Raw genomic sequence first — 24824 nt, 5'->3', positions numbered from 1 at the left:
GTCCCGCCACGCTGGGGGCGTACCCCCGGAGGAAGGCGCGAAGCGACTCAGGGGGTCAAGATCTCTGGCGCAGCGCCTCGTACAGGCACACGCCGCTGGCCACCGATACGTTCAAGCTCTCCACAGCGCCCTTCATCGGGATGCTGACCAGCTCGTCGCAGGTCTTGCGCGTGAGCTGGCGCATACCGTCGCCTTCGGCGCCCAGCACCAGGGCCACGGGGCCTTTCAGGTCGACCTGGTAAATGGTCTTGGGGGCGTCGTCGCTGGTACCGATGCACCAGATGTTGCGCTCCTTAAGTTCGTTCAAGGTGCGCGCGAGGTTGGTCACCATGAAGTACGGCATGGTTTCGGCCGCGCCGCTGGCCACCTTGGCCACGGTGGCGTTGATGCCCACGGCGTGGTCCTTGGGGGCGATGACGGCATGCGCGCCCGCTCCATCGGCCACACGCAGGCAGGCGCCCAGGTTGTGCGGGTCGGTCACGCCGTCCAGCACGAGCAGCAGGGGCTGCTCAATGCCGGCGGCTTCCAGGTCTTCCAGCAGTTCATCCAACGAGGTGGCAACCTTCACGGGCTCAACCCGCGCAGCCACGCCCTGGTGGCCATGGCTGCCGGCCAGCTTGGCGATGCGCACGCTGTCGGCTTCGATCAGGCGGGCACCGGCCTCGCGGGCGCGGTCGAGAAACTGGCGCATGCGGGCATCGCGCCGCGTGGCCTCGTAGTAAATCTCGATGATGGATTTCGGCGCGGTCTTCAGACGCACGCCCACGGCGTGAAAGCCGAAGAGAACTTTGGGGCTGGGCATGGGGGGATTATCCGCTGGCGCAGGGCACCGGCTTTGGAAAACTATCAATTTGATAGCTGCTAGCGCTTTATGAACAAGCGCCAGAGGCCAAAAACACGCAAAAACCTGGTTTCCGCCTCCCTCTCAGCGCGGCAAATAGCGCTTACACGACCCGCCCGGCTTCGATGGTGATACGCCGCTCGCACTGCTCGGCGATGGCGCGGTCATGCGTGACCAACACCAGCGTGGTGCCCTGCTCGCGGTTCAGGTCGAACATGAGCTTCATGATGGTTTCGCCGGTGGCAAAGTCGAGGCTGCCCGTAGGCTCATCGGCCAGCAGCACGGCAGGTTGCACCACAAACGCCCGCGCCAGCGCCACGCGCTGCTGTTCGCCACCCGAGAGCACCTTGGGGTAGTGAGAGAGGCGCTGGCCCAGCCCAACGCGGGCCAGCATGTCGGCGGCGACCTTGCGGGCATTTTTGCGAACTTCAGGGCGGTTGGCCAGCTCCAGCGGCAGCATCACGTTCTCCAGCGCGGTGAGGTTGCCCATGAGCTGAAAGCTCTGGAACACAAAACCCACCTTCTGGGCCCGCAGCGCAGCGCGCTCATCCTCGTCGATGGCAAAGAGGTCGTGGCCATCGAGCCGCACCGTGCCACGGCTGGGGGTGTCCAGCCCCGCGATGATGGACAGCAAGGTGCTCTTGCCCGAGCCCGACGCGCCCACGATGGCGGCGGTTTCCCTGGCGGCCAGGCGGAAATCGATATCCCGCAGAATGTCGAGGGTTCCGGTGGAATCCGTGACCGATTTGAAGACATGCTCCACGGCAATGATGGGTGTGGCAGCAGCTGTCTTGGGCAATGGAGAGGATTCGGACATGAAAGGCTCTTTACTTTGATTCGATATCAGCAACGGCGCCACTTTATCCTGCGCGCCTCTATCGGGCTTCTGGTGGGGCTTTCGGCGCCCTGCGCCATGGCCCAGGCAACGTCCAAGACAGCGGCCGCGCCGATTCGCCAGCCCGTGATCCTGGTGCTGGGAGACTCTCTGAGCGCCGAATATGGCCTGGCACGCGGCACGGGCTGGGTGGCTCTGCTCGAAAAACAGCTGACCCAGGAAAAGCTGGCCGCTACGGTGGTCAACGCCAGCGTGAGTGGGGAGACTACTTCGGGCGGCCGTTCGCGCCTGACGGCGCTGCTGGCGCAGCACAAGCCCAGCCACGTGGTGATTGAACTGGGCGGCAACGATGCCCTGCGGGGATTGCCGCTCAAGAACACGGAAGAGAATCTGACGGTTATGACGCAGGCGGCGCAAAAGGCCGGAGCCAAGGTGCTGCTGGTGGGCATGCAGGTGCCACCCAACTATGGCACCGACTACGCCAACAAGTTCGCGGGCCTGTTCACCACAGTGGCCAAGGCCCAGAAGGTGGCCGTGGTGCCCTTCTTCCTGAAGGGGGTGGCCGACGGGCCCGATCCGACCCGCCTGTTCCAGCCTGACCGCATCCACCCTCGCGCCGAGGCGCATCCGCAGATGCTGGCCAATGTGTGGCCGGAACTGAAAAAACTCTTGCGCTGAGGGCTCAGGCGCCGGGAGCGCCTGTGGGCTGGTCCGGGGCCGCAGCATCGCCGCTGGGCTGGCCGTCAGCGGGCTGGTCGTCGCCTTGCGGATCGTCCGGCCTGCGCTGTGTTTTGGACCTCAGCTTCTCTTCCTTTTTTTTCTTTTTGGCGAGTTCGCGCTGGCGTTTTTCGTATCCGTAGTTGGGTGTTGCCAAGGTAATTGCTTCCTGAAGTTGAGACTCACTGTAACAGCATGGGTTTTTCAAGCCCCCGCTGGGGGGCGTTGGAGCGGGATGACCGATGCGCGGTACGCATGCCAGCTTGCAAAGCCCAGAACCGGCCCGGCCACCAGCAGCCCGATGCCCCAGAACCAGAGGGAAAACACCACGATGGTGGTGATAAGTGCGCCCCAGAGCAGCATGACCAGGGGATTCTCCAGCACCACGCGCATGCTGGTGATACCGGCCGTAAGCGCATCGGTGTCTCGGTCCAGAATCATGGGAATGGACACCACGGAGGTGGAGAACACCAGCGCTGCAAATACGCCGCCCACCACGAGGTACACCGCCACAAAGCTCCAGTTCTGCGGGCTGAAGACCGCCTGCAGCACGCCCGTGGTGGACGGCATGCCGGTGTTGAAGAACACGGCAAACACCACCAGCGATGCACGCCCCCACAGCAGCTCCAGCACCACAAGCACCAGCACCAGCATGCCCATGCTGCCCATGTGGCTGTCCCAGCAGGTGAGCGATTCGCTCAGCTCGGGCTTGAGCCCCGCCTCGCGCCGACGGCTGGTGTCGTACAGTCCCATCGCCAAGAAGGGGCCTACCAGCAGGCAGCCACTCGCCAGGGACATGGTGTATTCAGGCCGGGTGCGGAACACCCAGCCCAGCACCAGCGCCATGCACCAGAAGCAAACGCCATAAAGCAGGGCAATGCCGGGAGCCGCGCGCACATCCTGCAAGCCCCTGGCCAGCCAACGGAACGGGTCCGCCAACCCCAGGCGCTGCAGGGTCACGGGCTGGGCCACCGAGGTGTCTGGCGCCGGTTGCTGGGCCGGATCGGCAGACGCAGGGAGGGGGTTGGAGGAATCCGATCGGGTGGCGGTCATTCGGGCAGTTCGTGGAAGTGGCAGCGGGACACCCGCGAACACTCACACTAAGCCAGCCCTCGGCGGTGCGCCACTGAGGAAACTACCACCCCGCGCAAAAAAGACAGGCCTCAGCCTGCCGGGAAGGCGTGCTCCAGGGCCTGCTGCAGATCGCGCCGCAGGTCTTCCACCGCCTCCAGCCCGATCGAAAACCGCACCAGCGTGCCCGGCTTCAAGTGCGCGGGCGGGCGGCTGCGCATGCTGGCGATGTTGTAGGGCACCACCAGGCTCATGGGGCCGCCCCAGCTGTAGCCCAGCTTGAACAGCCGCAGGCCGTCGCAGAACGCATCCACTTGCTGCTGGGTGTAGCGGGCATCAATCATCACGCTGAACAGGCCCGCCGCCAGCCCCGCCCCGCCCTGCCCTGCGCCACACAGTGCCTTCCAGTGTGCGTGGCCGGGCGCGCCTTCCAGCGCTGGGTGCAACACCTGCGCGATGGCGGGCTGTAGCTGCAGCCACCGCGCCAGAGTGCGGGCCGCTTCGTCATGGGCGCGGTAGCGCAGGCCGATGCTGGGCAGTGCGCGCAGCACAGCCTCTGCATCGTTGGCCCCCACCCCCAAGCCCAGCCGCATGTGGGTGAGCTTGATCTTCATGTGCAGGCCCGGGTCCCGCGTCATGACGCTGCCCATCAGCACATCGCCACCGCCACTGGGGTACTTGGTGAGCGCGTGGGCCGAAATATCGACCCCCAGGCTGCCATCACCTGTGAGGTCAAACGGCGCAAACGCGAGACCCGCGCCCCAGGTGTTGTCCAGCGCCGTGGTCACGCCGTGTGCGCGGCAGATGCGCACCTGCTCGCACAGGTCGGGAAACTCCATGCTGACCGAGCCCGGAGCCTCCAGCCACACCAGCCGGGTTGCAGGGGTGATGCGGGCGGCCAGATCGGCTGGGTCGAGCGGATCGTAAAACCCATGGGTGATGCCAAAACGCGCCAGTTCACCATTGGCAAGGTCTTTGCCAGGGCCGTAGGCGTTGTCCGGGATCAGCACTTCGTCGCCGGGCTGAAGCAGGGCCAAGGCCACGTTGGCAATGGCGGCAAGGCCGCTGGGAACCAGCACGCACTGCAGGCCGCCCTCCAGCGCACACAGGCGCTCTTCCAGGATGAACGTGGTGGGCGTGCCGTGCAGCCCATAGGTGTAGCCGCTTTTGTCCTTCCATTCGCGCGAGCGCATGGCCGCGACGTTGGGAAAGATGACGGTGGAGGCCTTGTACACCCCCGGCTGGGGCGCTACGAAACCAGCAGGAGGAACGTAGTCATGGTGGACGATGCGGGTGGCGAGGTCGGTGTCGTGCTCTTTCATGCCAACCATGGTAGCGCGCCGCCAGGGCGTGAACCCGGGCGGCGCGTGGTGTGAAGCGCTGTTTGCGGCGCCGGGGCTGATGCCAGCCCGCGCGCTTAGCTCGCGCTGACCACCAGCTGATTGTTCACAGAACTAACGCCATTCACGGCCTTGGCAATGCCTTCGGCGCGCTCACGGGCCACGGCGGAGGGTGCGGGGCCTTTCAGCGTCACACGGCCATTGGCTGTATCGACATCAATCTTCACTGCGCTCAGGTCGGGGTCCTTGGCAAGGCTGGCGCTGATCTGTGCGGTGATTTCTGCGTCACTCAGAAAAACCATGCCCTTGTTGGCGGCATCCTTGGCCGAAGATTCTGCATTTGCAGCACCCTGCTCCACCTTCGTCTGAGCGTTCTCCATGGCACTTTCGGCCTTGGCGCGGGCTTCGGCGGCGGCCTGCTCGGTCTTTTCGACGGCGGAATCCAGGCGCTGGCCCACAGTCGGCTCTTCCTTCTTGCCGCAGGCAGACAGACCCAAGGCCAGGGCGCTCACGGCCAGGATGGTTGCAATACGGTGTGCAGGACGCTGGGAAATCTTCAGATTGTTCATGCGGAAACTCCTTGCGGTTGAAACATGGCGAGACTGTAAACGCAGGCAGCTGCGCACTAGGTCGGATGCAGCCTAGGCACCTGTAGGACGATGCCGCAAATTGCGCAAACGTGGCCCGATGCCGAGGCGCGACAATGTACCCATGGCTTTTTCCGCTGCGTCACTCACCCGTTGGTTCCCCTTTTTGTCCTGGCCCCGGCCAGACCGCGCCCTGATCAAAGGAGAGTTCTGGGCGGGCATGACGGTGGGCCTGATGCTGGTGCCGCAGGGGGTCGCCTATGCAGCGCTGGCGGGCATGCCGCTGGTGACGGGTATCTATGCCTCGCTGATTCCTGCACTGGTGGCGGTGTTGTTCAGCGCATCGACGCGGCTCGGCGTGGGGCCGACAGCGCTTACCAGCCTGCTGATCGGCGCGTCACTCACAGGCCTGGCCGAGCCGGGCAGCGCGCAATGGGTGGCCATGGCAGCGTGGATCGCTTTGCTGTCGGGCCTGCTGCAGCTGGTCATGGGGATGGCGCGGTTTGGCTGGCTGCTCAATCTTGTGACGTCCCCCGTATTGAGCGGGTTTACCCAGGCAGCGGCGCTACTGATTTTGGGCTCGCAGCTGGCCGCACTCACCGGGTTGCGGTCAGACTGGGGTGCCCTGCTGTCAACGCCTTCGACCGGGCTGTTTGACCTCACGGCGGCGGCGTTTGGCCTGGGCAGTCTGGCGCTGCTGATACTGGCCCGCCGCTGGCGGCCGAATTTTCCTGCAGCCATTGTGGTGGTGGGCGCGGCCGGCGCCCTGAGCTGGGCCCTGCACTATGCCGACGCTGGCGGAGCCGTGGTGGGCGCGTTGCCCTCGGGTCTGCCGGCCCCGTACTGGCCCGGAGCGCTGCCATGGTCCAGCTTTTCTGCGCTGGTGATGCCGGTGCTGGTCGTCACGCTGGTGAGTTTTTTGGAGACGGCATCCAGCGCCAAGGTAGAAAGCCAGCGGTCCGGCGAGCGCTGGAATGAGAACCAGGACCTCATCGGCCAGGGCCTGGCCAAAATCAGCAGTGGGCTGTTTGGCAGCTTTGCAACCAGCGCCTCGTTCTCGCGCTCGGCCATCAACCTGTATGCGGGCGCCAAAAGCGGCTGGGCCACGCTGTTTGCCATTGCCCTGGTACTCGTGGTGCTGCTGTGGCTCACTCCGGCGCTTTACCACGTGCCGCAGTCGGTGCTGGCTGCCGTGGTGGTAACCGCCGTGACCAGCCTCATCAAGCCCGGCATGCTGCTGCGCCTGTGGCGGGTGTCAAGGGTAGAGGCCGTGATCGGCGGCATCACCTTCGCGCTGACGCTGGCCACAGCCCCGCGCATGTACTGGGGCGTGCTGGTGGGCTTGCTGATGAACCTGAGCCACTTTCTGTACCAGCGGCTGCACCCCCGCATCATTGAAGTGGGCCTGCACCCGGATGGCAGCCTGCGCGACCGGCACCTGTGGCACCTGCCCGCTCTGGCTCCCCGGCTGCTGGCGCTGCGCATGGATGCCGAGCTGGACTTTGCCTCGGCCAGCGCCCTGGAGCGGCGCGTTACCGAGCACCTGGCCACCCACCCCGACGTGGTGCACCTGTGCCTGATGGCCCAGCCCATCAACCGGATCGACGTGACGGGCGTAGAAACCTTCGCGCAGCTGCTGGCCCTGCTGCAATCACGGGGGGGCACATTGCACCTCAGCGGCCTCAAGCTTCCCGTAGAGCAGGTTCTGCGCCAGGCCGGTTTGCTGGAGCCCGGAACGGGCCTTGCGATGTACCGCACCGACGCCGAAGCACTGGTAGCGCTGCAGCAGCTTCCGCAGCCGGTGGAACGGGTGTGATGCAGGAGCCTTCCACCCCCCTTTTCCCAGTACCGCTGCGGGTTTCACCTAGACCTGGGGCGGGGGCCCTTCCCGCTGGCGCACTGGTACACTGCACAAACTCTTTTTGCTCCATTTGTGTCTGACTCTGCGGCCTCTCATCTGGTAGATCTGCGCGACCTTCGCCTGGATACTGCCCACGCGCTGGTGGCTCAGGCTGGCGGCAGCGAAGCAGCGTTGCACCGCGAGGTGCCCTCGCGCTACCTGCAGGGCCTGATCGACGGACTGTGTGAACTCTCCCTCAAAGACCCGCTCACCGGTCTGGCCAACCGTCGGCACTTCCGCGCTGTGCTGGAACGCGAAATCGACCGCGTCACCCGCTCGGGAGAGGCAGCATTGCTGCTGATGCTCGACATTGACCATTTCAAGAAGGTCAACGACACGCATGGCCATCTGGCTGGCGACATCGTGCTGCAGTCGGTGGCGCGCACGCTCAGTGCCTGCGTGCGCCCCATGGACACGCTGGCGCGCTACGGTGGCGAGGAGTTCGCCGTGGTGCTCCCCGCATGCCAAGCCGGCTTTGGCAGCGTGGTGGCCGAACGTATCCGGCGGGCCGTTGCCAACACGCCCATCAAGGTCTCGGGCTCGGTGGAGCTCCATGTCACGGTGAGCATTGGCGGCGCCTTTGCCCTGCAGTGGATCCGCTCCACCACCTTGCTTTGGACCGACCGTGCCGACCACCAGCTCTACCAGGCCAAGGCGGCAGGCCGCAACCGCGTCAGCATTGAGGAGCAACCCGACAGCACTGTCAGTGCCGAAGAGAAAAGCCTGTTGTTTGGCCCGCTCTACACCCCCTCGGGTTGGGGCGACCTGCCTCCGGTGGACCCCAACCCAACAGGCAGCGCCTACTGAAAGTTAGAAGATGAGCGACGCGCTGTCCCCTCCCCCACCCACATCGCCAGCGGCTCCTGCTGGCGCCGCCTCACCCTCGCACTCTGCAACGGGTGCCCGCATCATTGCCATCACCAGCGGCAAAGGCGGGGTTGGCAAGACCTTTGTGTCGGCCAACCTGGCTGCGGCCCTCACCCGCCGTGGCCAGCGCGTGCTGGTGCTCGACGCCGACCTGGGCCTGGCCAACCTGGACGTGGTGCTGAACCTGCACCCCAAGATCACCCTGCACGACGTCTTCACCGGCAAGGCCACGCTCGAAGAGGCCGTGATCCAGGCCCCGGGTGGCTTCAACGTGCTGCTGGCAGGCTCGGGCATGGTCGAGTATTCGCGCCTCACGCCCGAGGTGCGCAATCAATTCCTGAGCGTGATCCAGGCGCTCACGCCCCAGTACGACGTGGTGCTGCTGGACACCGGCGCCGGCATTTCCGACGTGGTGCTGTTTTCCATTTCGCTGGCCTCCGAGGTGCTCATCGTGGCCACGCCCGAACCCACCTCGCTGACCGATGCCTACGCCGCCATCAAGGTGCTGGCCATGCAGCAAAAGCGCCAGCATGTGCGCATGGTCATCAACCAGGCCGCGCGTCCAGGCGACGGCCGCGCAATCACCAGCCAGCTGCAGCAGGTGCTGGACCGCTTTGTCACCACTGAATCCGGTCGCCCGATGCGCTTGATCCACATGGGCGACATCCCGGCCGATCCCTCGGTACGCGACGCCGTCATGCGCCGCCAGTTGCTGCTGCTGCAAACCCCGGGCTGCCCTGCGGCCCTGGCGATTGCCCAGTTGGCCAACAAGATCGAAACCACGCTGCTGACCCCGGCCGCCTGAGACGCTCGCAGGCGCCACAGCCCGGCAGCAGCGCGGTGCCCCCGCTGGCCTCAGCGAGTTGCCTTGACCGAAGTGAAAGCGCGCCCCTCGCTGCGCTCATTTGATTTGCCGTGAACCCCATCGACACCGTCCTGAACATCTCCTGCTACAAGTTCGTGCCTTTGCCCGATGCGGCGGCCCTTCGCGAGCTGCTGCATACGCGCGCCACGGCGGCGGGACTCAAGGGCACCATCCTTCTGGCCGAGGAAGGCATCAACTTCTTTCTGGCGGGCGCGGCCGAGGCCGTGCGCGGGTTTGTCGATGCGCTGCGCACCGATGCCCGTTTTGCCGATCTGGAGCCCAAGGAAAGCTGGTCGGCCACTGTGCCGTTTCGCAAGATGCTGGTCAAGGTCAAGCGCGAGATCATCCGTATGGACCACCCCACCATCCGCCCCGCCCAGGGCCGCGCGCCCTCGGTGGACCCGGCCACCCTGCGACGCTGGCTGGCGCAGGGCCATGACGATGAGGGGCGCGAAGTGGTCACGCTGGACACCCGCAACGCCTTCGAGGTGGACGCTGGCACCTTCGACAACGCCATCGACTGGCGCATCGACAAGTTCACCGAATTCCCGCCAGCCCTGCGCGCGCACAAGACCGAGCTGCAGGACAAGACCGTGGTGAGCTTCTGCACCGGAGGCATCCGGTGCGAGAAGGCCGCGATCCTGATGCGCGAAGAAGGCCTCTCGCATGTCTACCAGCTCGAAGGCGGCATCCTCAAATACTTTGAACTGACCGATGGCGCGCACTACCACGGCGGCTGTTTTGTGTTCGATGAACGCAGGGTGCTGGCGGCAGACCTGTCTACCGACCCCTTACCCACCGACAGCGAAAACGCTATCAATAAGTGAGCTTATAGCGCTCATCCATCAAGCGCTAGATGCCAATTTTGCTTGAAATTTCAGGCATTCAAAGCCAACAATTTGGCCAAGTCAGGCCTTGAAGCGGCGCTCTGGCAGCGGAATCCACTCCACCTCCCCCGGCACCTGCCCCATGGCCTGGGCATCCCAGTCAGCGGCAGCCTGCACGATGCGGTCCTTGCGGCTGGAGACAAAGTTCCACCACATGTGGCGCGGCGCATCCAGCGCGTCGCCACCGATCACCATCAACCGCACCGGGGTATCACCTGCAGCAAGGTGTGTGGCCTGCCCGGGCTCCGCCACTGCCAGAATCTGCGCAGCCACGGTGTCTCCGTTGAGCTGGACCGGAGCATCCACGGTATAGACCGCCATCTCGGGCACCAGCGCCGGAATCTCCAACGTGGCACCGGCGGGCAACTGGACATCCAGGTACAGCGTGGGCGAATAGGTGGCAACTGGAGAGGTCTGCCCGAAGGCTTCTCCAATCAGCACCCGCACCGTGGCATCTCCCACCAGCACTTGCGGAATGGCAGCGGCAGGCGTGTGCACAAACGAAGGCTCTGCCTCTTCATGGGTCACCGGCAAAGCAGCCCACAGCTGAATGCCATGGTTCACGTAGGCCTGGTTTGCGAGACTCTCCGGGCGGCGCTCGGAATGCACGATGCCGCGCCCCGCCGTCATCCAGTTGATGGCACCGGACTCAATCTGCTGCACATAGCCCAGGCTGTCGCGGTGCATGATGGCGCCAGAGAACAGGTAGGTCACGGTGGCCAGGCCGATGTGGGGGTGAGGCCGCACATCGTGGCCCGCATCGGGCTCCACCGTCACCGGACCGAAGTGGTCAAAAAACAGGAAGGGCCCCACCGCCTGGCGCTGCACGGCGGGCAGCAGGCGCCGTACCGTGAAGCCACCACCCAGGTCCTTGGCTTGGCCCGACAGACGCAGGGAAGCGTTCATGACAGCACCCCCATCGCATCGACGACAGAGACAAGGTCAAAAAGGTGATTCATCGGGTGGCTCCTTGAGGGCTGGACAACAACGCCGCCAGCCTACCAGCTTCAGCGGTTCAGCTGCCCAGCTTGGCAGCTATCTCTGCCACACGCTGGCCAAACTGCTTGCCGGTTTCCAGGTCGCCAGGGAACATCTCGGCGGCCGAGGCGTCCGATGGCGACTGCGCCATGGCGCCACTGAACGAGCCGATCCAGTTCACATCGTTGCGCGTGGCGGCCTTGGAGTTGGCGGGCATCATGCCGTTGCCCACCCACAGGCCGCCGTGCTGCATGGCCAGGTGGAACATGTAGTCCAGCGTGATCTGCTTGTCGCCATTGGTGCTGGCGCTGTTGGTAAAGCCTGCGAACAGCTTGTCCTTCCAGGCCTGGCTGAACCAGGGCTTGGACGAGGCGTCGGCAAACTTCTTGAACTGCCAGCTGGGGCCGGCCATGTAAGTGGGCGAGCCAAAGATGATGGCGCTGGCAGCGGCCAGCGTTTCCCAGCCGCCTTCGGGCAGATTGCCCTCGGCATCGATGGCGATCAACTGGGCGCCAGCGCCCTCTGCCACGGCCTGCGCCAGGCGCTGTGTGTGACCGTAACCCGAGTGGTAAACAACTGCGATGTGTGCCATGAGAAAACTCCTGTTGAAACGAGGGGGACAAGGAAAGCGAGAACGGCGGAAGAACGGATTGAATGCTGGAAACCACAGCCCTGCGGTCAGCAGGCCTTTTGAGGGGATCGCTCAGCGGCCCGACTGGCGCGCATCCAGGCTCCAGCCGCCTGCGCCAAACGCTGCCAGTGCCAGCAGGCCGCCGGTCACGCCCACGTTCTTGAAGAACATGAGCTGCTGCATCATTTGCTTGTCAGCGGGCAGGTCCCAGAACGCATGAAAGAAGAAGCTGGCCACCAGCGTGAAGAATGCCAGCGCGAGCGCTGCCAGACGCGTGCCAAAGCCGAAGATCAGCGCCAGGCTGCCCAGCACCTCGACCGCAGCGGCCACGGCGGCGGCCACGGTGGGCATGGGCAGGCCTACCGACGTGATGTAACCGACAGTGCCAGCAAAGCCGGTGAGCTTGCTGATGCCCGCAGGCAGAAACAGGGCGGCCAGCAACAGGCGCGATGCGAGAGCCAGGGGGTTTTGCAGGGATGTGAACATGGTGAAGAACTCCTGAGTGAAGGGGGTTGAGAAACAAACGATCCAGAGATCAGGCGGCCAGGTCAAACACCAGCACCTCGGCGTCGTGGCCATCGGTCAACGACAAGGTGGTTTCCTTTTCCATCAGCAGCGCATCGCCGCCCGACAGGGCTTGCCCATTGGCGCTGAGTGCACCGCGCACCAGGTGCACATAGGTCTTGCGGGCGGGGTTCAGCTCCAGCGTGGCGGATTCAGCGCCATCCAGCAAGCCTGCGTACAGGGCCGCATCGGCATGGATCTTGACCGAGCCCTGGGCGCCGTCGGACGATGCCACCAGGCGCAGGGCGCCGCGCTTTTCCGCCTCGGCAAAGGTCTTTTGCTCGTAGCTCGGCGGGATGCCGCGCACATTGGGCTCGATCCAGATCTGCAGGAAGTGCGTGGTCTGGCCCGCTGCGTGATTGAACTCGCTGTGCTGCACGCCCGTGCCCGCACTCATGCGCTGCACGTCGCCGGGCGGGATGCCCTTGATGTTGCCCATGCTGTCCTTGTGGGCCAGTTCGCCCGACAGCACGTAGCTGATGATTTCCATGTCGCGGTGGCCATGGGTGCCAAACCCCGTGCCCGGCGCGATGCGGTCTTCGTTGATGACGCGCAGGTTGCCAAAGCCCATGTGGGCGGGGTCGTAGTACCCGGCAAACGAGAAGCTGTGGAAGGAATTGAGCCAGCCATGGTCGGCGTGGCCCCGGTCTTGCGATTTACGAACAGTCAGCATGTGAGTGCTCCTTTCAAGACTCGACTGTAGGACTGCAGCGCACCCTGCAGGGGCAGATGAATTGATGGCAATGTTCAAATAATCTGAATTAACATGGCACCACCATGCAAAACGCACGCGATGTCCTGACCCCCGATGCACTGACCATGCTGCAGGTGATTGCCGAAGCGGGCAGCTTTGCCGCCGCCGCCCGGCAATTGGGCCTGGTGCCCAGCGCCCTCACCTACCGCGTGCGGCAGATTGAAGACGCACTGGATGTGCTGTTGTTCGACCGCAGCGCACGCCAGGCCCGCCCCACGGAGGCCGGAGTGGAGCTGTTGCGCGAAGGCGCGCGCCTGTTGCAGGACATTGACGCCGTGGCCCACCGCGTGCGCCGCGTGGCCACGGGCTGGGAGCCGCAGCTCACGCTGTCCATCGACGGCATCATTTCGCCCCACACCATGCTGGAGCTGGTGGATGCGTTTTACGCCATGACCCCCCCGACGCGGCTGAAGTTGCGCGACGGCATCATGACCGGCACGCTGGAGGCGTTGACCTCCGGCCGGGCCGACCTGGCCATCGGCGTATCCGTGGCGGGCAACAACGTGGCGGGCCTGCAGCAGGGCACGCTGGGCGATGTATTGTTCATCTACGTAGTAGCGCCCCACCACCCGCTTGCGGCGGCTGCCGAACCGATCTCAGACGCCACCTTGCTGGAACACCGGGCCGTGGCCGTGGCTGATTCGGCCACACGTGGCGGCGCCACCATGGGCCTGCTCGGTGGGCAGGACGTGCTGACGGTGGACACCATGCAGGCCAAGGTGCGCGTGCAGCTGCGTGGCCTGGGCGGCGGTTTTCTGCCCGAGCCCATGGTGCGCCCCTACCTGGAGGCCGGCCGCCTGGTCGAGCGCCGCGTGGCCCGCCCGGAACGCAACGTGCGTGTGCACTACGCCTGGGGCGGCCCGGGCTTCACCGCACCAGGCCGCGCGCTGCAATGGTGGCTGAACCAGCTGCAAAGCCCCACCACACGCCGCGCTCTGCTGGAAAACCACCATCATTTCTGATCCCGATCAAGTCCCGACAGGGTGATACCGCGTGTAGAGTGGTTCCTGTTGGTTTTGTATTGCATCTCGCTTGCCGACCGTCACCGAAAGGCCTCCCATGAGCAAACCCGATCCTCTTCCCGCCAAACGGCTCCGACGCAACACTGCACTGGCAACCCCCCCCGTTGCAGCCCCCGCAGCCCCCACCACGTTCTCTGGCAAACCCCAGCGCCACTTCGCCATCATCGGCGCTGGCATGGCTGGTATTGCCTGTGCACGCACCCTGGTGCAGGCCGGACACCGCGTGACGGTGTTCGAGAAATCCTCCCAGGCGGGCGGCCGCACTGCCACCATCGACACCCCTTTTGGCAACTTTGATGCGGGCGCCCAGTACTTCACCGTGCGCGACCCGCGTTTTGCCCGCGCCATCGACACCGTGCCCGGCATCTGCAAGCGCTGGAGCGCCAATTCGGTGCAGGTGCTGGACGCCGCAGGCCGTGTGGCCGCTGCGGGCCTGCCCCACCGCGAAGCACACTGGGTGGCCAGCCCAGGCATGCAGTCTTTGGTGGGCGCCTGGGCCGAGCCGCTGCTCAAGGCCGGCCAGCTCATCACCCACACCCGCGTCACCTCCATCGAGCCCGATTCGTTGAACGCCCCTGGCTGGCAACTGCGCACCGAAGGGCCTGCGGGCAGCCAGCACGTCTATGCCGGTTTCGACGCTGTGCTGCTGGCCCAGCCTTCGGTGCCCGCCCAGGCCCTGCTGGCCAGCTCGGCGGTGGACACCCCGCTGACCGACGCACTGTCCAAGGTGGCCATTGCCCCCTGCTGGACACTGATGCTGGCCTACCCGCAGGCCGTGCGCCCCGGCCTGACCACGCTGGGCCCGCAGTGGAATGCTGCACGCAGCACACACCACCGCATCGCCTGGCTGGCACGCGAATCGTCCAAGCCCGGCCGCAATGTGGTCGAACGCTGGACGGTGCAGGCCAGCCCCGCCTGGTCTGCCGAACACCTCGAAGACGACGAAGCCCGCGTGCAGGCCAAGCTCATCAAGGCCTTTGCAGAAGTCACGGGTATTCGTGCCGCCCCCGCCCATGCGGACACACGCCGCTGGCGCTATGCCCAAACCACCCACCCGCTGGGCAAGAGCCACCTGTGGGACAAATCCATGGGCCTGGGTGCATGCGGTGACTGGTGCCTGGGGCACCGGGTTGAAGACGCCTTCGTGTCGGGACTCGAACTGGCACTTGCCGTGGCATGACGGCCGAGGTGGGCGCTGCACGGCGCTACGTGGGCCGGTTTGCCCCTTCGCCCACGGGGCCGTTGCACGCGGGCTCCCTGGTAGCGGCCCTCGCCAGCTGGCTGGACGCGCGGGCGCACCGGGGCCAGTGGCTTGTTCGCATTGAAGATGTGGACACACCCCGCTGCGTGCCGGGGGCGGACCGGCTCATCCTGCAACAGCTGGCCAGCTGCGGCATGGTGCCCGACGCTCCCCCCCAATGGCAGTCCACCCGCAGCCCGCTCTACCAGCGGGCGCTGGACCAATTGGTAGCCCAAGGCCACGCCTACCCCTGCGCCTGCTCGCGCAAGGACATCGAAGACGCCCATGCCGCCCAGGGCCACACGCGTGAGCGCCATGCCGCGCTGCCTTACCCAGGCACCTGCCGCCACGGGCTGCAGGGCCGCGCCGCGCGCGCATGGCGGTTCAATGTCACAGATTTCAAGCAAAAACAGGCCCAGGCGCTTGATGGCAAAGCGCCAGTAGCTGCAAAAATCATAGCAAATCATCTCCTGCAGTGGGAGGACCGCCGCCTGGGTCTGCAGCAGCAGGACGTGGAACAAGCGGTGGGTGATTTCATCCTGCGCCGGGCCGACGGGCTCTGGGCCTACCAGCTCGCCGTGGTGGTGGACGACGCCGACCAGGGCGTCACCGATGTGGTGCGCGGCGAAGACCTGGCCGACAACACCCCGCGCCAGATCCTGCTGCAGCAGGCCCTGGGCGTGCCCACGCCCCGCTACCTGCACACCCCGCTGGTGTGTGGCGACAACGGCGAAAAACTCTCCAAGCAGAACGGCGCCCGCGCGCTGGACCTGTCCCACCCGCTTCAGGCTCTTGACGATGCCGCGCGGGTGCTGGGCCTGCCACCGCTGCCTGCCCCGCACAGCCCTTGCATCTCTGACGCACTGACCCTGTGGGTCGCCGCGTGGCGACGAAACTACAATGGCGCACCGTGACCGAACTGACCCCTACCGCTTCCGCCCCCAACGCTGCGCCCGCTGCAGCCCCCGCGACGACATCTGGCGGGGTTCCCGCTGGCGTGACCCACCCCAAGACCATCAAAAGCTTTGTGCGCCGTGCCGGCCGCACCACCACGGGCCAGGCTAAGGCCTTTGAAGACTTCGGCCCCCGCTTTGTCCTGCCGTATGCCCCGGCGCCGCTCGACGCCGCTTCGGCCTTTGGCCGCACGGCACCGCTGATTCTCGAAATTGGCTTTGGCATGGGCGAGGCCACGGCCCATATCGCCCGCGTGCGCCCCGATGACAACTTCCTGTGCTGCGAGGTGCATGAGCCGGGTGTGGGCGCACTGCTCAAGCGCATTGGCGAACAGGAGCTGACCAACATCCGCATCCTGCAGCACGACGCCGTGGAGGTCATCGACCACATGCTGCCCGAGGGCAGCCTGGACGGTGTGCACATCTTCTTTCCCGACCCCTGGCACAAGACCAAACACAACAAGCGCCGCCTGATTCAAGGCCCGCTGGTGGCCAAGCTGGCGGCCCGCCTCAAGCCCGGTGGCTACCTGCACTGCGCGACCGACTGGCAGCCCTATGCCGAGCAGATGCTGCAGGTGCTGGGCGCCGAACCCCTGTTGCAGAACACCGCCACGGACTTTGCCCCGCAGCCCGACTACCGGCCCCTGACCAAGTTCGAGAACCGGGGCCTGCGGCTGGGGCATGGCGTGTGGGATGTTGTGTTCGTGCGACGACATTGACAAGCTGTGCCTAGTGCTCCACCGTACATCCCAATGAAGCCCATTCTCCAGAACTTGGTGGAAATGACTGGCCACCGCGACCACTTGCGTTTGGAGGTCTCGGTGCTGTCCACGCTGCAAACGCTCAGTGGCATCGTTGAAGTGCGCGCGCTGGAGCTTTTCACCGTTGACGGCGTGGCCCATGTACGCCCCCGTTCCTGGGTTGAGGACGGACAGCTCGTCTCGACCGATTCCGAAGCCGCCGCAGACCCCCGCCGCGAAACGCTGGAAAAATACCCCGCACTTCGCGATTGCGTAGCCAGCCAGGGGGACAGCGCCCTCGCATCGCCCCGCAGGGGGCGCCATGTGCTCTGGCTGCCGGTGTGGATGCATGACAAGGTCACCACCTGTCTGGAGATCACGCAGTCGCGCGCGTTCTCGGCGCACAAGCTGGAAGTGCTCAAGGGCGTGTTCCAGGTCTACCAGAACTACCAGAGCCTGCTGGACTACAGCGAACGCGACGCCCTCACCGGCCTGTTCAACCGCAAGACCTTCGACGAGCAGTTCTCGCGCCACGCGCTCAATGGCCTTTCCAGTGGCCGCCCGGGCACTGTTACCGAATCTCTTCCCCCCGAAGAAGGCTCACAGCCCGGCGAGCCCGTGCAGCAATGGCTGGCGGTGGTGGATATCGATCACTTCAAGCAGGTCAACGACCGCTTTGGCCACCTGTATGGCGACGAAGTGCTGATCCTGATTGCCAACATCCTGCGCAGCTCGTTTCGCAGCCACGATCGCATCTTCCGCTTTGGCGGCGAAGAATTCGTGGTGCTGCTGCGCTCCACCACGCTGAGCACCGCCCACAAGGTGTTCAACCGCTTCCGGCTTGCGGTGCAGGAATACAACTTCCCGCAGGTGGGCCAGGTCACGGTGAGCCTGGGTTTTGTGAGCACCATGCAGGGTTCGCCCGTGGAGATCCTGGGTCAGGCCGACCAGGCGCTGTATTACGCCAAAGAGCACGGACGCAACCAGGTCTGCTTTTATGACGACCTGGTGGCCAGCGGCCAGCTGGCCGCCAAGGTGGCCAACGACGACGTCGAGCTGTTCTGAAGCTACCCAGGCGGAGCGAAAGGGCACCACTGCCCGCCTTCAGCGCACTGGCTCATTGGCTCATTGGCTCAACGACTCCAGGATCGCCTCCACATCCACTGCGTCCCGCTGCGCAGCAGGCAAGAACTGCTCCGCATACTCACGCCAGACCCCGCTGCGCAGGAAGAAGCGGAACACCTCGGCATCAATATGGCGTTCGCGCACCATGTGGCCCATGATCTTGAGCGATTCCGACAGAGTCTTGGGCGGCTTGTAGGGCCGGTCTGACGCCGTCAAGGCCTCGAAGATATCGGCCAGTGTCATCACCCTGTCTGCCAGCGTCAGCTCTGAAGCCTTCAGGCGCCGGGGGTAGCCCGTACCGTCCAGTTTTTCATGGTGCGAGCCCGCAATCGACGGTACGCGCGCCAGATGCGGCGGGAATGGCAGGCCGCTGAGCATGACGATGGTCTGAACGATGTGATCGTTGATCTTGAAACGGTCTTCTGCAGTGAGCGTGCCGCGCTGGATCGACAGATTGTGCAGCTCGCCGAGGTGGGCTTGTTGCGGTGGCAGCACCATGTCAAAGCTCCACAGGTTGGCCGGGTTGCCAACCTCCACCGGCGGTTTGCGGGCACCCCAGGGCACGATGTGTTCAGGCCGGTCTGCCAGCAGGGGCTCATTGGCGGGCAAGGGGCGCGTCGGCACATTCGCCAGCCGCCCCAATTCGGCTGCTGACAAGCCCAGCCGGTCATCAAAATGCCGCTGCCACACCTGGCGCCCGATGGTGGCTAGCCGCTTGATGTCGGCATCGGCCATGAACTCGCCGCCCACATTGCTGCGGGCCACAAAGGCAAACTCTTCCTGCAGGCGGTCGCGCCGCTGCAAAAGCTCGCGCTGCAGCCGCACCGGGTCCACGCCGGACACGTGCTGCTTCCAGTAGTCCAGTTCCGCGTCGCGCCACAGCACCTCAAAGCGCATGCGCACCTCATGGATGCGGTTGTAGAGCGCCTCCAGCTTGGTCGCCTTGTCGATGATGTGCTCGGGGCTGGTGACCTTGCCACAGTCGTGCAGCCACGCGCCCAGGCGGAATTCGTAGCGCTCGGCATCCGTCATGGCGACGTGGGCAAATGGACCTTCCTCGGCCTCGCACAGGCGCTGCATCAGGGATTCCGCCAACTGGGGCACCCGCTCGCAGTGGCCGCCGGTGTAAGGGCTCTTGGCGTCGATCGCGTCGGCCAGCAGGCGGATGACGGCATCGAACAGCTTCTTTTGCCCTTCGATCAAACTGCGCGTCTCGATGGCGACCGACAACGTGCCCGAGAGTTTCTCGACAAACGCCCGGAAGTGGACATCGTCCTGCTGCTGGTCCGCACGGTAGCGCAGCACCAGCAGGCCCAGCGGTTGGCCGTCGCGCGTGCGTAGCTGCACGCGCAGCACGCGCTGGGGCGTGGCCTGGTCGTCATCAGGGTGCTGGTCGCCGTCCTGCGGCTCGGCAGGGTTGATGAAAAACACCATGGGCAGGTGCTCCGGGTAGAGCGACTGGTGCTCAGGATCTTCGCAATACCTTGCCGTGCGCAGCAAGCCCGCGCGCTGTGCCTCTACCAGGTACACCGCACCGCCGGTGCAGCTGGTGGCGCGCACCAGCTCGTAGAGCACGCTCGACAGCATGAGGTCCAGGCGCGACTCGGCGCTGATGTGGTGCGTGATGTGCAGGAACTCCTGGATGGTGTCAGACATGCGGTCCATCACCTGACCCAGTGCGCGCACCTCGCGCACGCGCGACATGTGGTGTTGTGTCGGCCGCCGGAAATCAAACCGTGCCAAGGCCTGCGCCTGCGTGGCCAGCCCCGACAGGCTGCGCCCCACACGCCTCCCGGCCAGCCACCCAAAAGGCAGCATCAGCGCGATGAGCCCCAGGGACAGCCATACCTGGCGCTGCAAGTTTTGGTTCACATCCGCCAGCAGCTCCCGGGTGGGAATGGCCATCAGGATGTGCAGCCCCTCCCAGCGCTGCGACTTGAGTGACATGACCCTGGCCAGCCACTCCTCGCCACCTGCCACAAAGCGGCGCGAAGGCCCCTCTTTCATGTCCAAGCTGTGCAGGGCCTGCAGGCTTGGCACCCCCAGGCCGTCGAGTGTGCGCAGCTTGAGGCTGGGCTGGTCGCCGTCCTCACGCACCAGCACGCGGGACATGTCCGGGTAGGCCAGCACGCGCTGGTCCTGGTCCACCACAGCGATCTCGGTGCGCGGCATCAGCCGCAGCTCGCCGATCTCGCGGCCCAGGTCGGTGAGCGCAACATCCAGGCCGATCACAGCACGGCCGTCTTCGCTGGGCTGGCTCAGCGTAACGCCGACCTCCTGCGTGGTGAAAAACACATAGGGGGCAGTGAGGACCTGCGTGTTCTTTTCAGCCGCCTCGGCATACCACGGGCGGGACCGGGGGTCATAGCGGTAGCCGGGGCGCACGGAGGAATCGATGAGACGCAGCTGTGCGTCGTAATAGTTCCAGCGCCCCACCAGGCCCATCAGACCCGCCGCGCTGCGCTCCCGCGCCATCGACTGCACCAGGAATGCAGCCTCCGCAGGCGCCTGAAGCCGTGCCCGCAGCGCAGCGTTGCGCAGCGGACGCATGAGCAAAAACTGCCCGTCGGAATACCCGATGAAGACCGCCGACAGCAAAGCGTTCTGCTCCAGCAGGCGCACAAACACCGGCAGGCGGCGCAGCCGCGCCTGGAGGGTGGTGGCCGAAGCAATGGGATCAAACGCGAGCAGCCGCAGCGTGGCATCTGCCGGGTCGACGATATGGTGCACCCGCTCGCTGATCAACAGGCTGATGTGCTGCGCACTGTCGTCCGACGCCGCGATGATGGCCTGCCGCGCGCTGGTGCCTACCTGGTAGACCAAGAGCACCGTGAGCAGCAGCATGGCAGATACCACCACCGAGGCAATCACCACCTCGAACGGAACGGTAATGCGCCGCCACCAGGGCGACTCGGCGGCCCCTCGATCAGACGAGGTGGGCCGGGTGCCATGGGCAGGCACCGGCTCTTGCGGGCTTTCGCGCAGGGGGTCCATGCGCTTGAATGTAGGGGGAAAGCCGGTTTTCCGTCACCCTATTTTTGGCAGAAATGGCTGCCACACCACAGCGGCTGGTGCCGCTATGGCGACCGGTACATCAGCCCAGTTGCTGCGTGACCCAGCCTGTCACCGAAGCCAGCGCTGCTGGCAGCTTGGAGGCATCGGTGCCGCCGGCCATGGCCATGTCGGGCTTGCCGCCGCCTTTGCCACCCACTTGCTGGGCCACAAAGTTGACCAGCTCGCCGGCCTTGACCTTGCCCACGCTGTCGGCCGTCACGCCTGCAGCGATCTGCACCTTGTCGCCATCCACGGCGGCCAGCACGATGGCAGCGGTCTTGAGCTTGTCCTTGAGCTTGTCCATGGTGTCGCGCAGGGTCTTGGCGTCGGCACCCGGCAGCGCGGCAGCCAGAACCTTGAGGCCCTTCACATCCACAGCCTGATTCACCAACTCGTCGCCCTGGCTGGAGGCCAGCTTACCCTTCAAGGCAGCCACTTCCTTTTCGAGCGCGCGGGCGTTGTCCAGCGCCAGGCTGATGCGGCCGTTGAGCTCGGCCACCGGCGCCTTGAGGGTGCTGGCGGCCTGGTTCACGGTGTCTTCCAGGTTTTGCAGATATGTCAGCGCATTGGCGCCCGTCACGGCCTCAATGCGGCGGATGCCCGCAGCCACGCCACCCTCGCCCACCACCTTGAACAGGCCGATGTCACCCGTGCGCTGCACGTGGGTGCCGCCACACAGCTCGCGGCTGGTGCCGATGTCCAGCACGCGCACGGTTTCGCCGTACTTCTCGCCAAACAACATCATGGCGCCGGTCTTCTGGGCCGACTCGATGTCCATCACGCGCGCTTGCGTGGGCTGGTTGGCCAGGATTTCTTCGTTCACGCGGCGCTCAATCTCGCGGATCTCTGCCGCCGTCACGGCTCCGTTGTGCGTGAAGTCGAAACGCGTGCGGTCAGCATTGACCAGGCTGCCCTTTTGCTGCACATGGCTGCCCAGCACTTCGCGCAGGGCCTTGTGCATGATGTGCGTGACCGAGTGGTTGCGCATGGTGGCAGCGCGCACGGCGGTGTTGACCTGGGCCTGCACGGTGTCGCCCACGTTCAGCGTGCCCTCTTCGAGCGTGCCGTGGTGGCCAAACACATCGGCCTTGATCTTGAGCGTGTCACCCACCGCAAAGCGTGCCGACCCGCTGGTGATGACACCTTCGTCACCCACCTGGCCGCCGCTTTCGGCATAGAACGGGGTGGTGTCCAGCACCACCACGCCGTTTTGGCCGGCTTTCAGGGCCGCAGCGCTTGTTCCATCTACATAGATTGCTACGATTTTTGCAGTCTCTGCGAGCTGTTCGTAGCCCGTGAACTGGTTGGCGGCACCGGTGTACTCTAGCGCCTTGTCCATCTTGAACTTGCCGGCCGCGCGGGCCTGCGCCTTCTGCTTTTCCATGGCGGTCTTGAAGCCGGCCTCGTCCACTTCCACGTCGCGCTCGCGGCAGACGTCATTGGTCAGGTCGAGCGGGAAGCCGTAGGTGTCGTGCAGCTTGAACGCCACGTCGCCGGGCAGCACCTTGGCACCGCCGTCCAGGGTAGCGTCCAGGATTTCCATGCCGTTGGCCAGCGTCTCGAAGAAGCGCTCTTCTTCCACCTTGAGCACCTCGGTGATGCGCTGTTCCTGCTCGCGCAGGGATGGGTAGGCGTCACCCATCAGGCGCACCAGGTCGGCCACCAGCTTGTGGAAGAACGGCGTCTTCTTGCCCAGCTTGTACCCGTGGCGGATGGCACGGCGCACGATGCGGCGCTGCACGTAGCCACGGCCTTCGTTGCTGGGGATCACGCCATCGCTCACCAAAAACGCGGTGGCGCGGATGTGGTCGGCGATCACACGCAGGCTCTTGTTGTTGAGGTCGGCCACACCGGTCTCACGTCCAGCGGCCTTGATCAGCGCATCGAACAGGTCGATCTCGTAGTTGCTGTGCACATGCTGCAGGATGGCGGCCAGGCGCTCCAGGCCCATGCCGGTGTCCACGCAGGGCGCGGGCAGCGGGGTCACGGCGCCCGTCTCGTCCATGTTGAACTGCATGAACACGTTGTTCCAGATCTCGATGAAGCGGTCGCCGTCTTCATCGGGGCTGCCGGGAGGGCCACCCGCAATGTGCGGGCCATGGTCGTAGAAGATTTCGCTGCAGGGGCCGCAAGGGCCGGTGTCGGCCATCATCCAGAAGTTGTCGGACTTGTAGCGGCCGCCCTTGTTGTCGCCGATGCGGATCACGCGCTCGGGTGGCAAGCCGATTTCCTTGGTCCAGATGTCGTAGGCCTCGTCGTCTTCCTGGTAGACCGTGGCCAGAAGGCGCTCTGGCGGCAACTTGTAGACCTCGGTCAGCAGTTCCCAGGCCCACTTGAGCGATTCGCGCTTGAAGTAGTCGCCAAACGACCAGTTGCCCAGCATCTCAAAGAAGGTGTGGTGGCGCGCGGTGTAGCCCACGTTTTCCAGGTCGTTGTGCTTGCCACCCGCACGCAGGCAGGCCTGAACCGACACCGCCCGGTTGTACGAGCGCTTGTCGGTGCCCAGGAACACGTCCTTGAACTGCACCATGCCCGAGTTGGTGAACATCAGCGTGGGGTCGTTGCCAGGCACCAGAGGGCTCGACGGCACCACGGTGTGGCCCTTGGAGACGAAGAAGTCCAGGAAGGACTTGCGGATGTCAGCGACAGAAAAAGTGGGAGTGCTCATGGTGTTGTGGAGTGGTTGCACGCAGCAGGCAGGCCGCAGGACCCACGCCTGCGCGCTGCCTGTCGCTGCCCCTATGGGGACCAACCTTTCATTATAGGTTTGCAGTCTGGCGGTCCGTGGCGGAAGGGCGACAGGGCGGGGATAGACGCCTCCACTCCATGCGCCAACGAATGCGGAAAATCCGCTTGCGCGCTTTAAATATCTTGTTAATATATTAATAACCGTAACCCACACTCTGATCCAAGGAGCCCCTCGTGAACCCACAACCCCGCTGGCAAGGCATCTTCCCCGCCATCACCACCAAGTTCCACGCCGACGAGTCCATCGACGCCGAAGGCACAGCCCGCCACATTGACTTCCAGATCCGCAACGGCATCCACGGGCTGGTCACCTGCGGCTCTCTCGGCGAAGCCAGCACCCTCACGCTGGAGGAAAAGCTTCAGGTCGCCAAGATCGCCCTCGAAGCCGCTGACGGCCGCGTGCCCGTACTCGCCAACGTGTCCGAAACCAGCACCCGCGAGGCCCTGCGCTACATCGACGGCGGCAACAAGCTCGGTGTGGCCGGCTACATGGTCATGCCCTCGGTGATCTACGTGGCCGACGCCCGCGAGGCCATGGCCAATGTGCGCGCCATGGCGGGCGCCGCCCAGCGCCCCCTGATGGTCTACAACAACCCTGTGGCCTACCGCGTGGACCTGAAACCCGAGCACATGGTGGAGCTGGCCGACTGCGAGTGGATCGCCGCCATCAAGGAAAGCACCGGCGACATTCGCCGCATCACCGACCTGCGCAACACCGTGGGCGACCGCTACCAGCTCTTTTTGGGCGTGGATGACCTGGCTTACGAAGGCCTGGCCCTGGGCTGCGACGGCCTGCTGGCCGGCGTGGGCTGCGCCTTCCCGCGCGAAACCGTGGCGCTGTATGACCTGATGAAAGCGGGTAAATTTGCCGAGGCGCTGCCGCTCTACCAGTGGATGACGCCCATGCTGCACCTGGATGTGTCCAACAAGCTCGTGCAGAACCTCAAGCTCATCGATGCGCTGGTGGGTGTGGGCACCGAACACATGCGCCGCCCCCGCCTGCCCCTGGTGGGCGACGAACGCGCGTTTGTCGAGAGTGTGGTGCGCAAGGCCCTGGCCACGCGCCCTACAAAATACCAGTCTGTCGCCTGAGACACTGAGCGCC

23 protein-coding genes are annotated in these 24824 nt (G+C 65.1%); 11 read left to right on the top strand and 12 right to left on the bottom strand.

All coding sequences use genetic code 11. The annotated features are described in order from the left end of the window. Positions 1-55: 55 nt before the first annotated feature. Both rlmB and ACT89O_RS12420 read right to left on the bottom strand, forming a co-directional pair. The gene (rlmB, locus tag ACT89O_RS12425; RefSeq protein ID WP_487262804.1) at positions 56-802 is read right to left on the bottom strand and encodes a 23S rRNA (guanosine(2251)-2'-O)-methyltransferase RlmB; all 747 of its coding nucleotides are present in this window, start codon (positions 800-802) and stop codon (positions 56-58) included. Positions 803-944: 142 nt separating this feature from the next. Further along, positions 945-1658, bottom strand: a complete 714-nt coding sequence (locus ACT89O_RS12420; RefSeq protein ID WP_055398119.1) for an ABC transporter ATP-binding protein — start codon at positions 1656-1658, stop codon at positions 945-947. A gap of 15 nt (positions 1659-1673) precedes the next feature. Here ACT89O_RS12420 and ACT89O_RS12415 point away from each other — a divergent pair, with 15 nt between their 5' ends. Further along, entirely contained in the window at positions 1674-2354 is a 681-nt protein-coding gene (locus ACT89O_RS12415; RefSeq protein WP_487262803.1) for an arylesterase, read from the top strand. A 4-nt stretch (positions 2355-2358) separates the two neighbouring features. On the opposite strand, the gene ACT89O_RS12410 is transcribed toward ACT89O_RS12415, so the two are convergent. The 4 genes from ACT89O_RS12410 to ACT89O_RS12395 form a co-directional block, all read right to left on the bottom strand. After that, positions 2359-2550 (bottom strand): hypothetical protein, encoded by a 192-nt coding sequence (locus ACT89O_RS12410; protein WP_218301002.1) that lies wholly within the window; start codon positions 2548-2550, stop codon positions 2359-2361. A gap of 47 nt (positions 2551-2597) precedes the next feature. After that, positions 2598-3446, bottom strand: coding sequence for a DUF2189 domain-containing protein (locus tag ACT89O_RS12405; RefSeq protein WP_487262802.1), 849 nt, complete (start codon positions 3444-3446; stop codon positions 2598-2600). Positions 3447-3556: 110 nt separating this feature from the next. Next, on the bottom strand, positions 3557-4795 hold the full coding sequence (locus ACT89O_RS12400; protein ID WP_487262801.1) for a PLP-dependent transferase: 1239 nt from the start codon (positions 4793-4795) through the stop codon (positions 3557-3559). Positions 4796-4881: 86 nt separating this feature from the next. Continuing rightward, positions 4882-5373, bottom strand: coding sequence for a BON domain-containing protein (locus tag ACT89O_RS12395; RefSeq protein ID WP_055398114.1), 492 nt, complete (start codon positions 5371-5373; stop codon positions 4882-4884). A gap of 142 nt (positions 5374-5515) precedes the next feature. Between ACT89O_RS12395 and ACT89O_RS12390 the strand changes: the two genes are divergently transcribed. From ACT89O_RS12390 to ACT89O_RS12375, 4 genes are all read left to right on the top strand, one after another. After that, the gene (locus ACT89O_RS12390) at positions 5516-7207 is read left to right on the top strand and encodes a SulP family inorganic anion transporter (RefSeq protein WP_436130176.1); all 1692 of its coding nucleotides are present in this window, start codon (positions 5516-5518) and stop codon (positions 7205-7207) included. Between the two features lie 117 nt (positions 7208-7324). Next, on the top strand, positions 7325-8098 hold the full coding sequence (locus tag ACT89O_RS12385; RefSeq protein ID WP_055398112.1) for a GGDEF domain-containing protein: 774 nt from the start codon (positions 7325-7327) through the stop codon (positions 8096-8098). Between the two features lie 10 nt (positions 8099-8108). Then, the gene (locus ACT89O_RS12380) at positions 8109-8963 is read left to right on the top strand and encodes a MinD/ParA family protein (RefSeq protein ID WP_121506525.1); all 855 of its coding nucleotides are present in this window, start codon (positions 8109-8111) and stop codon (positions 8961-8963) included. Positions 8964-9082: 119 nt separating this feature from the next. After that, complete coding sequence (locus ACT89O_RS12375) at positions 9083-9850, top strand: sulfurtransferase (RefSeq protein ID WP_487262855.1); 768 nt, start codon at positions 9083-9085, stop codon at positions 9848-9850. Between the two features lie 81 nt (positions 9851-9931). Here the strand turns inward: ACT89O_RS12375 and ACT89O_RS12370 are convergent, their stop codons facing one another. From ACT89O_RS12370 to ACT89O_RS12355, 4 genes are all read right to left on the bottom strand, one after another. Further along, a complete protein-coding gene (locus ACT89O_RS12370) occupies positions 9932-10816 on the bottom strand; it encodes a pirin family protein (protein WP_487262800.1) in 885 nt (294 codons plus the stop codon). 109 nt (positions 10817-10925) lie between these two features. Then, positions 10926-11480 (bottom strand): flavodoxin family protein, encoded by a 555-nt coding sequence (locus ACT89O_RS12365; RefSeq protein WP_436130175.1) that lies wholly within the window; start codon positions 11478-11480, stop codon positions 10926-10928. A gap of 111 nt (positions 11481-11591) precedes the next feature. Further along, on the bottom strand, positions 11592-12005 hold the full coding sequence (locus tag ACT89O_RS12360; protein ID WP_055398108.1) for a DoxX family protein: 414 nt from the start codon (positions 12003-12005) through the stop codon (positions 11592-11594). A gap of 49 nt (positions 12006-12054) precedes the next feature. Further along, positions 12055-12756 carry a pirin family protein gene (locus ACT89O_RS12355; RefSeq protein WP_487262799.1) on the bottom strand — a complete coding sequence of 234 codons (702 nt, stop codon included), beginning with the start codon at positions 12754-12756 and terminating at the stop codon, positions 12055-12057. Between the two features lie 104 nt (positions 12757-12860). Between ACT89O_RS12355 and ACT89O_RS12350 the strand changes: the two genes are divergently transcribed. From ACT89O_RS12350 to ACT89O_RS12330, 5 genes are all read left to right on the top strand, one after another. After that, positions 12861-13799: a LysR substrate-binding domain-containing protein gene (locus ACT89O_RS12350; RefSeq protein WP_487262798.1), complete on the top strand. Its 939-nt coding sequence runs from the start codon at positions 12861-12863 to the stop codon at positions 13797-13799. Between the two features lie 97 nt (positions 13800-13896). Beyond that, the gene (locus tag ACT89O_RS12345; RefSeq protein WP_255669567.1) at positions 13897-15039 is read left to right on the top strand and encodes an NAD(P)/FAD-dependent oxidoreductase; all 1143 of its coding nucleotides are present in this window, start codon (positions 13897-13899) and stop codon (positions 15037-15039) included. Then, positions 15036-16013 (top strand): tRNA glutamyl-Q(34) synthetase GluQRS, encoded by a 978-nt coding sequence (gene gluQRS / locus ACT89O_RS12340; RefSeq protein WP_487262797.1) that lies wholly within the window; start codon positions 15036-15038, stop codon positions 16011-16013. The genes ACT89O_RS12345 and gluQRS overlap by 4 nt, the downstream gene beginning before the upstream one ends. Continuing rightward, a complete protein-coding gene (trmB, locus tag ACT89O_RS12335; protein ID WP_487254891.1) occupies positions 16010-16771 on the top strand; it encodes a tRNA (guanosine(46)-N7)-methyltransferase TrmB in 762 nt (253 codons plus the stop codon). Before gluQRS ends, trmB begins: the two co-directional genes overlap by 4 nt. A 33-nt stretch (positions 16772-16804) precedes the next feature. Beyond that, a complete protein-coding gene (locus ACT89O_RS12330; RefSeq protein WP_055398103.1) occupies positions 16805-17857 on the top strand; it encodes a GGDEF domain-containing protein in 1053 nt (350 codons plus the stop codon). Between the two features lie 60 nt (positions 17858-17917). On the opposite strand, the gene ACT89O_RS12325 is transcribed toward ACT89O_RS12330, so the two are convergent. After that, complete coding sequence (locus ACT89O_RS12325; protein ID WP_487262796.1) at positions 17918-20911, bottom strand: HD domain-containing phosphohydrolase; 2994 nt, start codon at positions 20909-20911, stop codon at positions 17918-17920. A 100-nt stretch (positions 20912-21011) separates the two neighbouring features. Continuing rightward, complete coding sequence (gene alaS / locus ACT89O_RS12320; RefSeq protein ID WP_487262795.1) at positions 21012-23639, bottom strand: alanine--tRNA ligase; 2628 nt, start codon at positions 23637-23639, stop codon at positions 21012-21014. A gap of 254 nt (positions 23640-23893) precedes the next feature. Here alaS and ACT89O_RS12315 point away from each other — a divergent pair, with 254 nt between their 5' ends. Continuing rightward, a complete protein-coding gene (locus tag ACT89O_RS12315; protein WP_055398099.1) occupies positions 23894-24811 on the top strand; it encodes a dihydrodipicolinate synthase family protein in 918 nt (305 codons plus the stop codon). The last annotated feature ends 13 nt before the right edge of the window (positions 24812-24824 follow it).

The sequence above is a fragment of the Acidovorax sp. NN32 genome (genome assembly GCF_057597245.1).
This window is presented reverse-complemented; position numbering and strand designations above follow the sequence as displayed.

Coding starts and splice junctions, on each gene's coding strand:
- rlmB (WP_487262804.1), bottom strand. CDS start 802: ATGCCCAGCCCCAAAGTTCTCTTCGGCTTTCACGCCGTGGGCGTGCGT.
- ACT89O_RS12420 (WP_055398119.1), bottom strand. CDS start 1,658: ATGTCCGAATCCTCTCCATTGCCCAAGACAGCTGCTGCCACACCCATC.
- ACT89O_RS12405 (WP_487262802.1), bottom strand. CDS start 3,446: ATGACCGCCACCCGATCGGATTCCTCCAACCCCCTCCCTGCGTCTGCC.
- ACT89O_RS12400 (WP_487262801.1), bottom strand. CDS start 4,795: ATGGTTGGCATGAAAGAGCACGACACCGACCTCGCCACCCGCATCGTC.
- ACT89O_RS12395 (WP_055398114.1), bottom strand. CDS start 5,373: ATGAACAATCTGAAGATTTCCCAGCGTCCTGCACACCGTATTGCAACC.
- ACT89O_RS12390 (WP_436130176.1), top strand. CDS start 5,516: ATGGCTTTTTCCGCTGCGTCACTCACCCGTTGGTTCCCCTTTTTGTCC.
- ACT89O_RS12380 (WP_121506525.1), top strand. CDS start 8,109: ATGAGCGACGCGCTGTCCCCTCCCCCACCCACATCGCCAGCGGCTCCT.
- ACT89O_RS12370 (WP_487262800.1), bottom strand. CDS start 10,816: ATGAACGCTTCCCTGCGTCTGTCGGGCCAAGCCAAGGACCTGGGTGGT.
- ACT89O_RS12365 (WP_436130175.1), bottom strand. CDS start 11,480: ATGGCACACATCGCAGTTGTTTACCACTCGGGTTACGGTCACACACAG.
- ACT89O_RS12360 (WP_055398108.1), bottom strand. CDS start 12,005: ATGTTCACATCCCTGCAAAACCCCCTGGCTCTCGCATCGCGCCTGTTG.
- ACT89O_RS12355 (WP_487262799.1), bottom strand. CDS start 12,756: ATGCTGACTGTTCGTAAATCGCAAGACCGGGGCCACGCCGACCATGGC.
- ACT89O_RS12350 (WP_487262798.1), top strand. CDS start 12,861: ATGCAAAACGCACGCGATGTCCTGACCCCCGATGCACTGACCATGCTG.
- ACT89O_RS12345 (WP_255669567.1), top strand. CDS start 13,897: ATGAGCAAACCCGATCCTCTTCCCGCCAAACGGCTCCGACGCAACACT.
- gluQRS (WP_487262797.1), top strand. CDS start 15,036: ATGACGGCCGAGGTGGGCGCTGCACGGCGCTACGTGGGCCGGTTTGCC.
- ACT89O_RS12330 (WP_055398103.1), top strand. CDS start 16,805: ATGAAGCCCATTCTCCAGAACTTGGTGGAAATGACTGGCCACCGCGAC.
- ACT89O_RS12325 (WP_487262796.1), bottom strand. CDS start 20,911: ATGGACCCCCTGCGCGAAAGCCCGCAAGAGCCGGTGCCTGCCCATGGC.
- alaS (WP_487262795.1), bottom strand. CDS start 23,639: ATGAGCACTCCCACTTTTTCTGTCGCTGACATCCGCAAGTCCTTCCTG.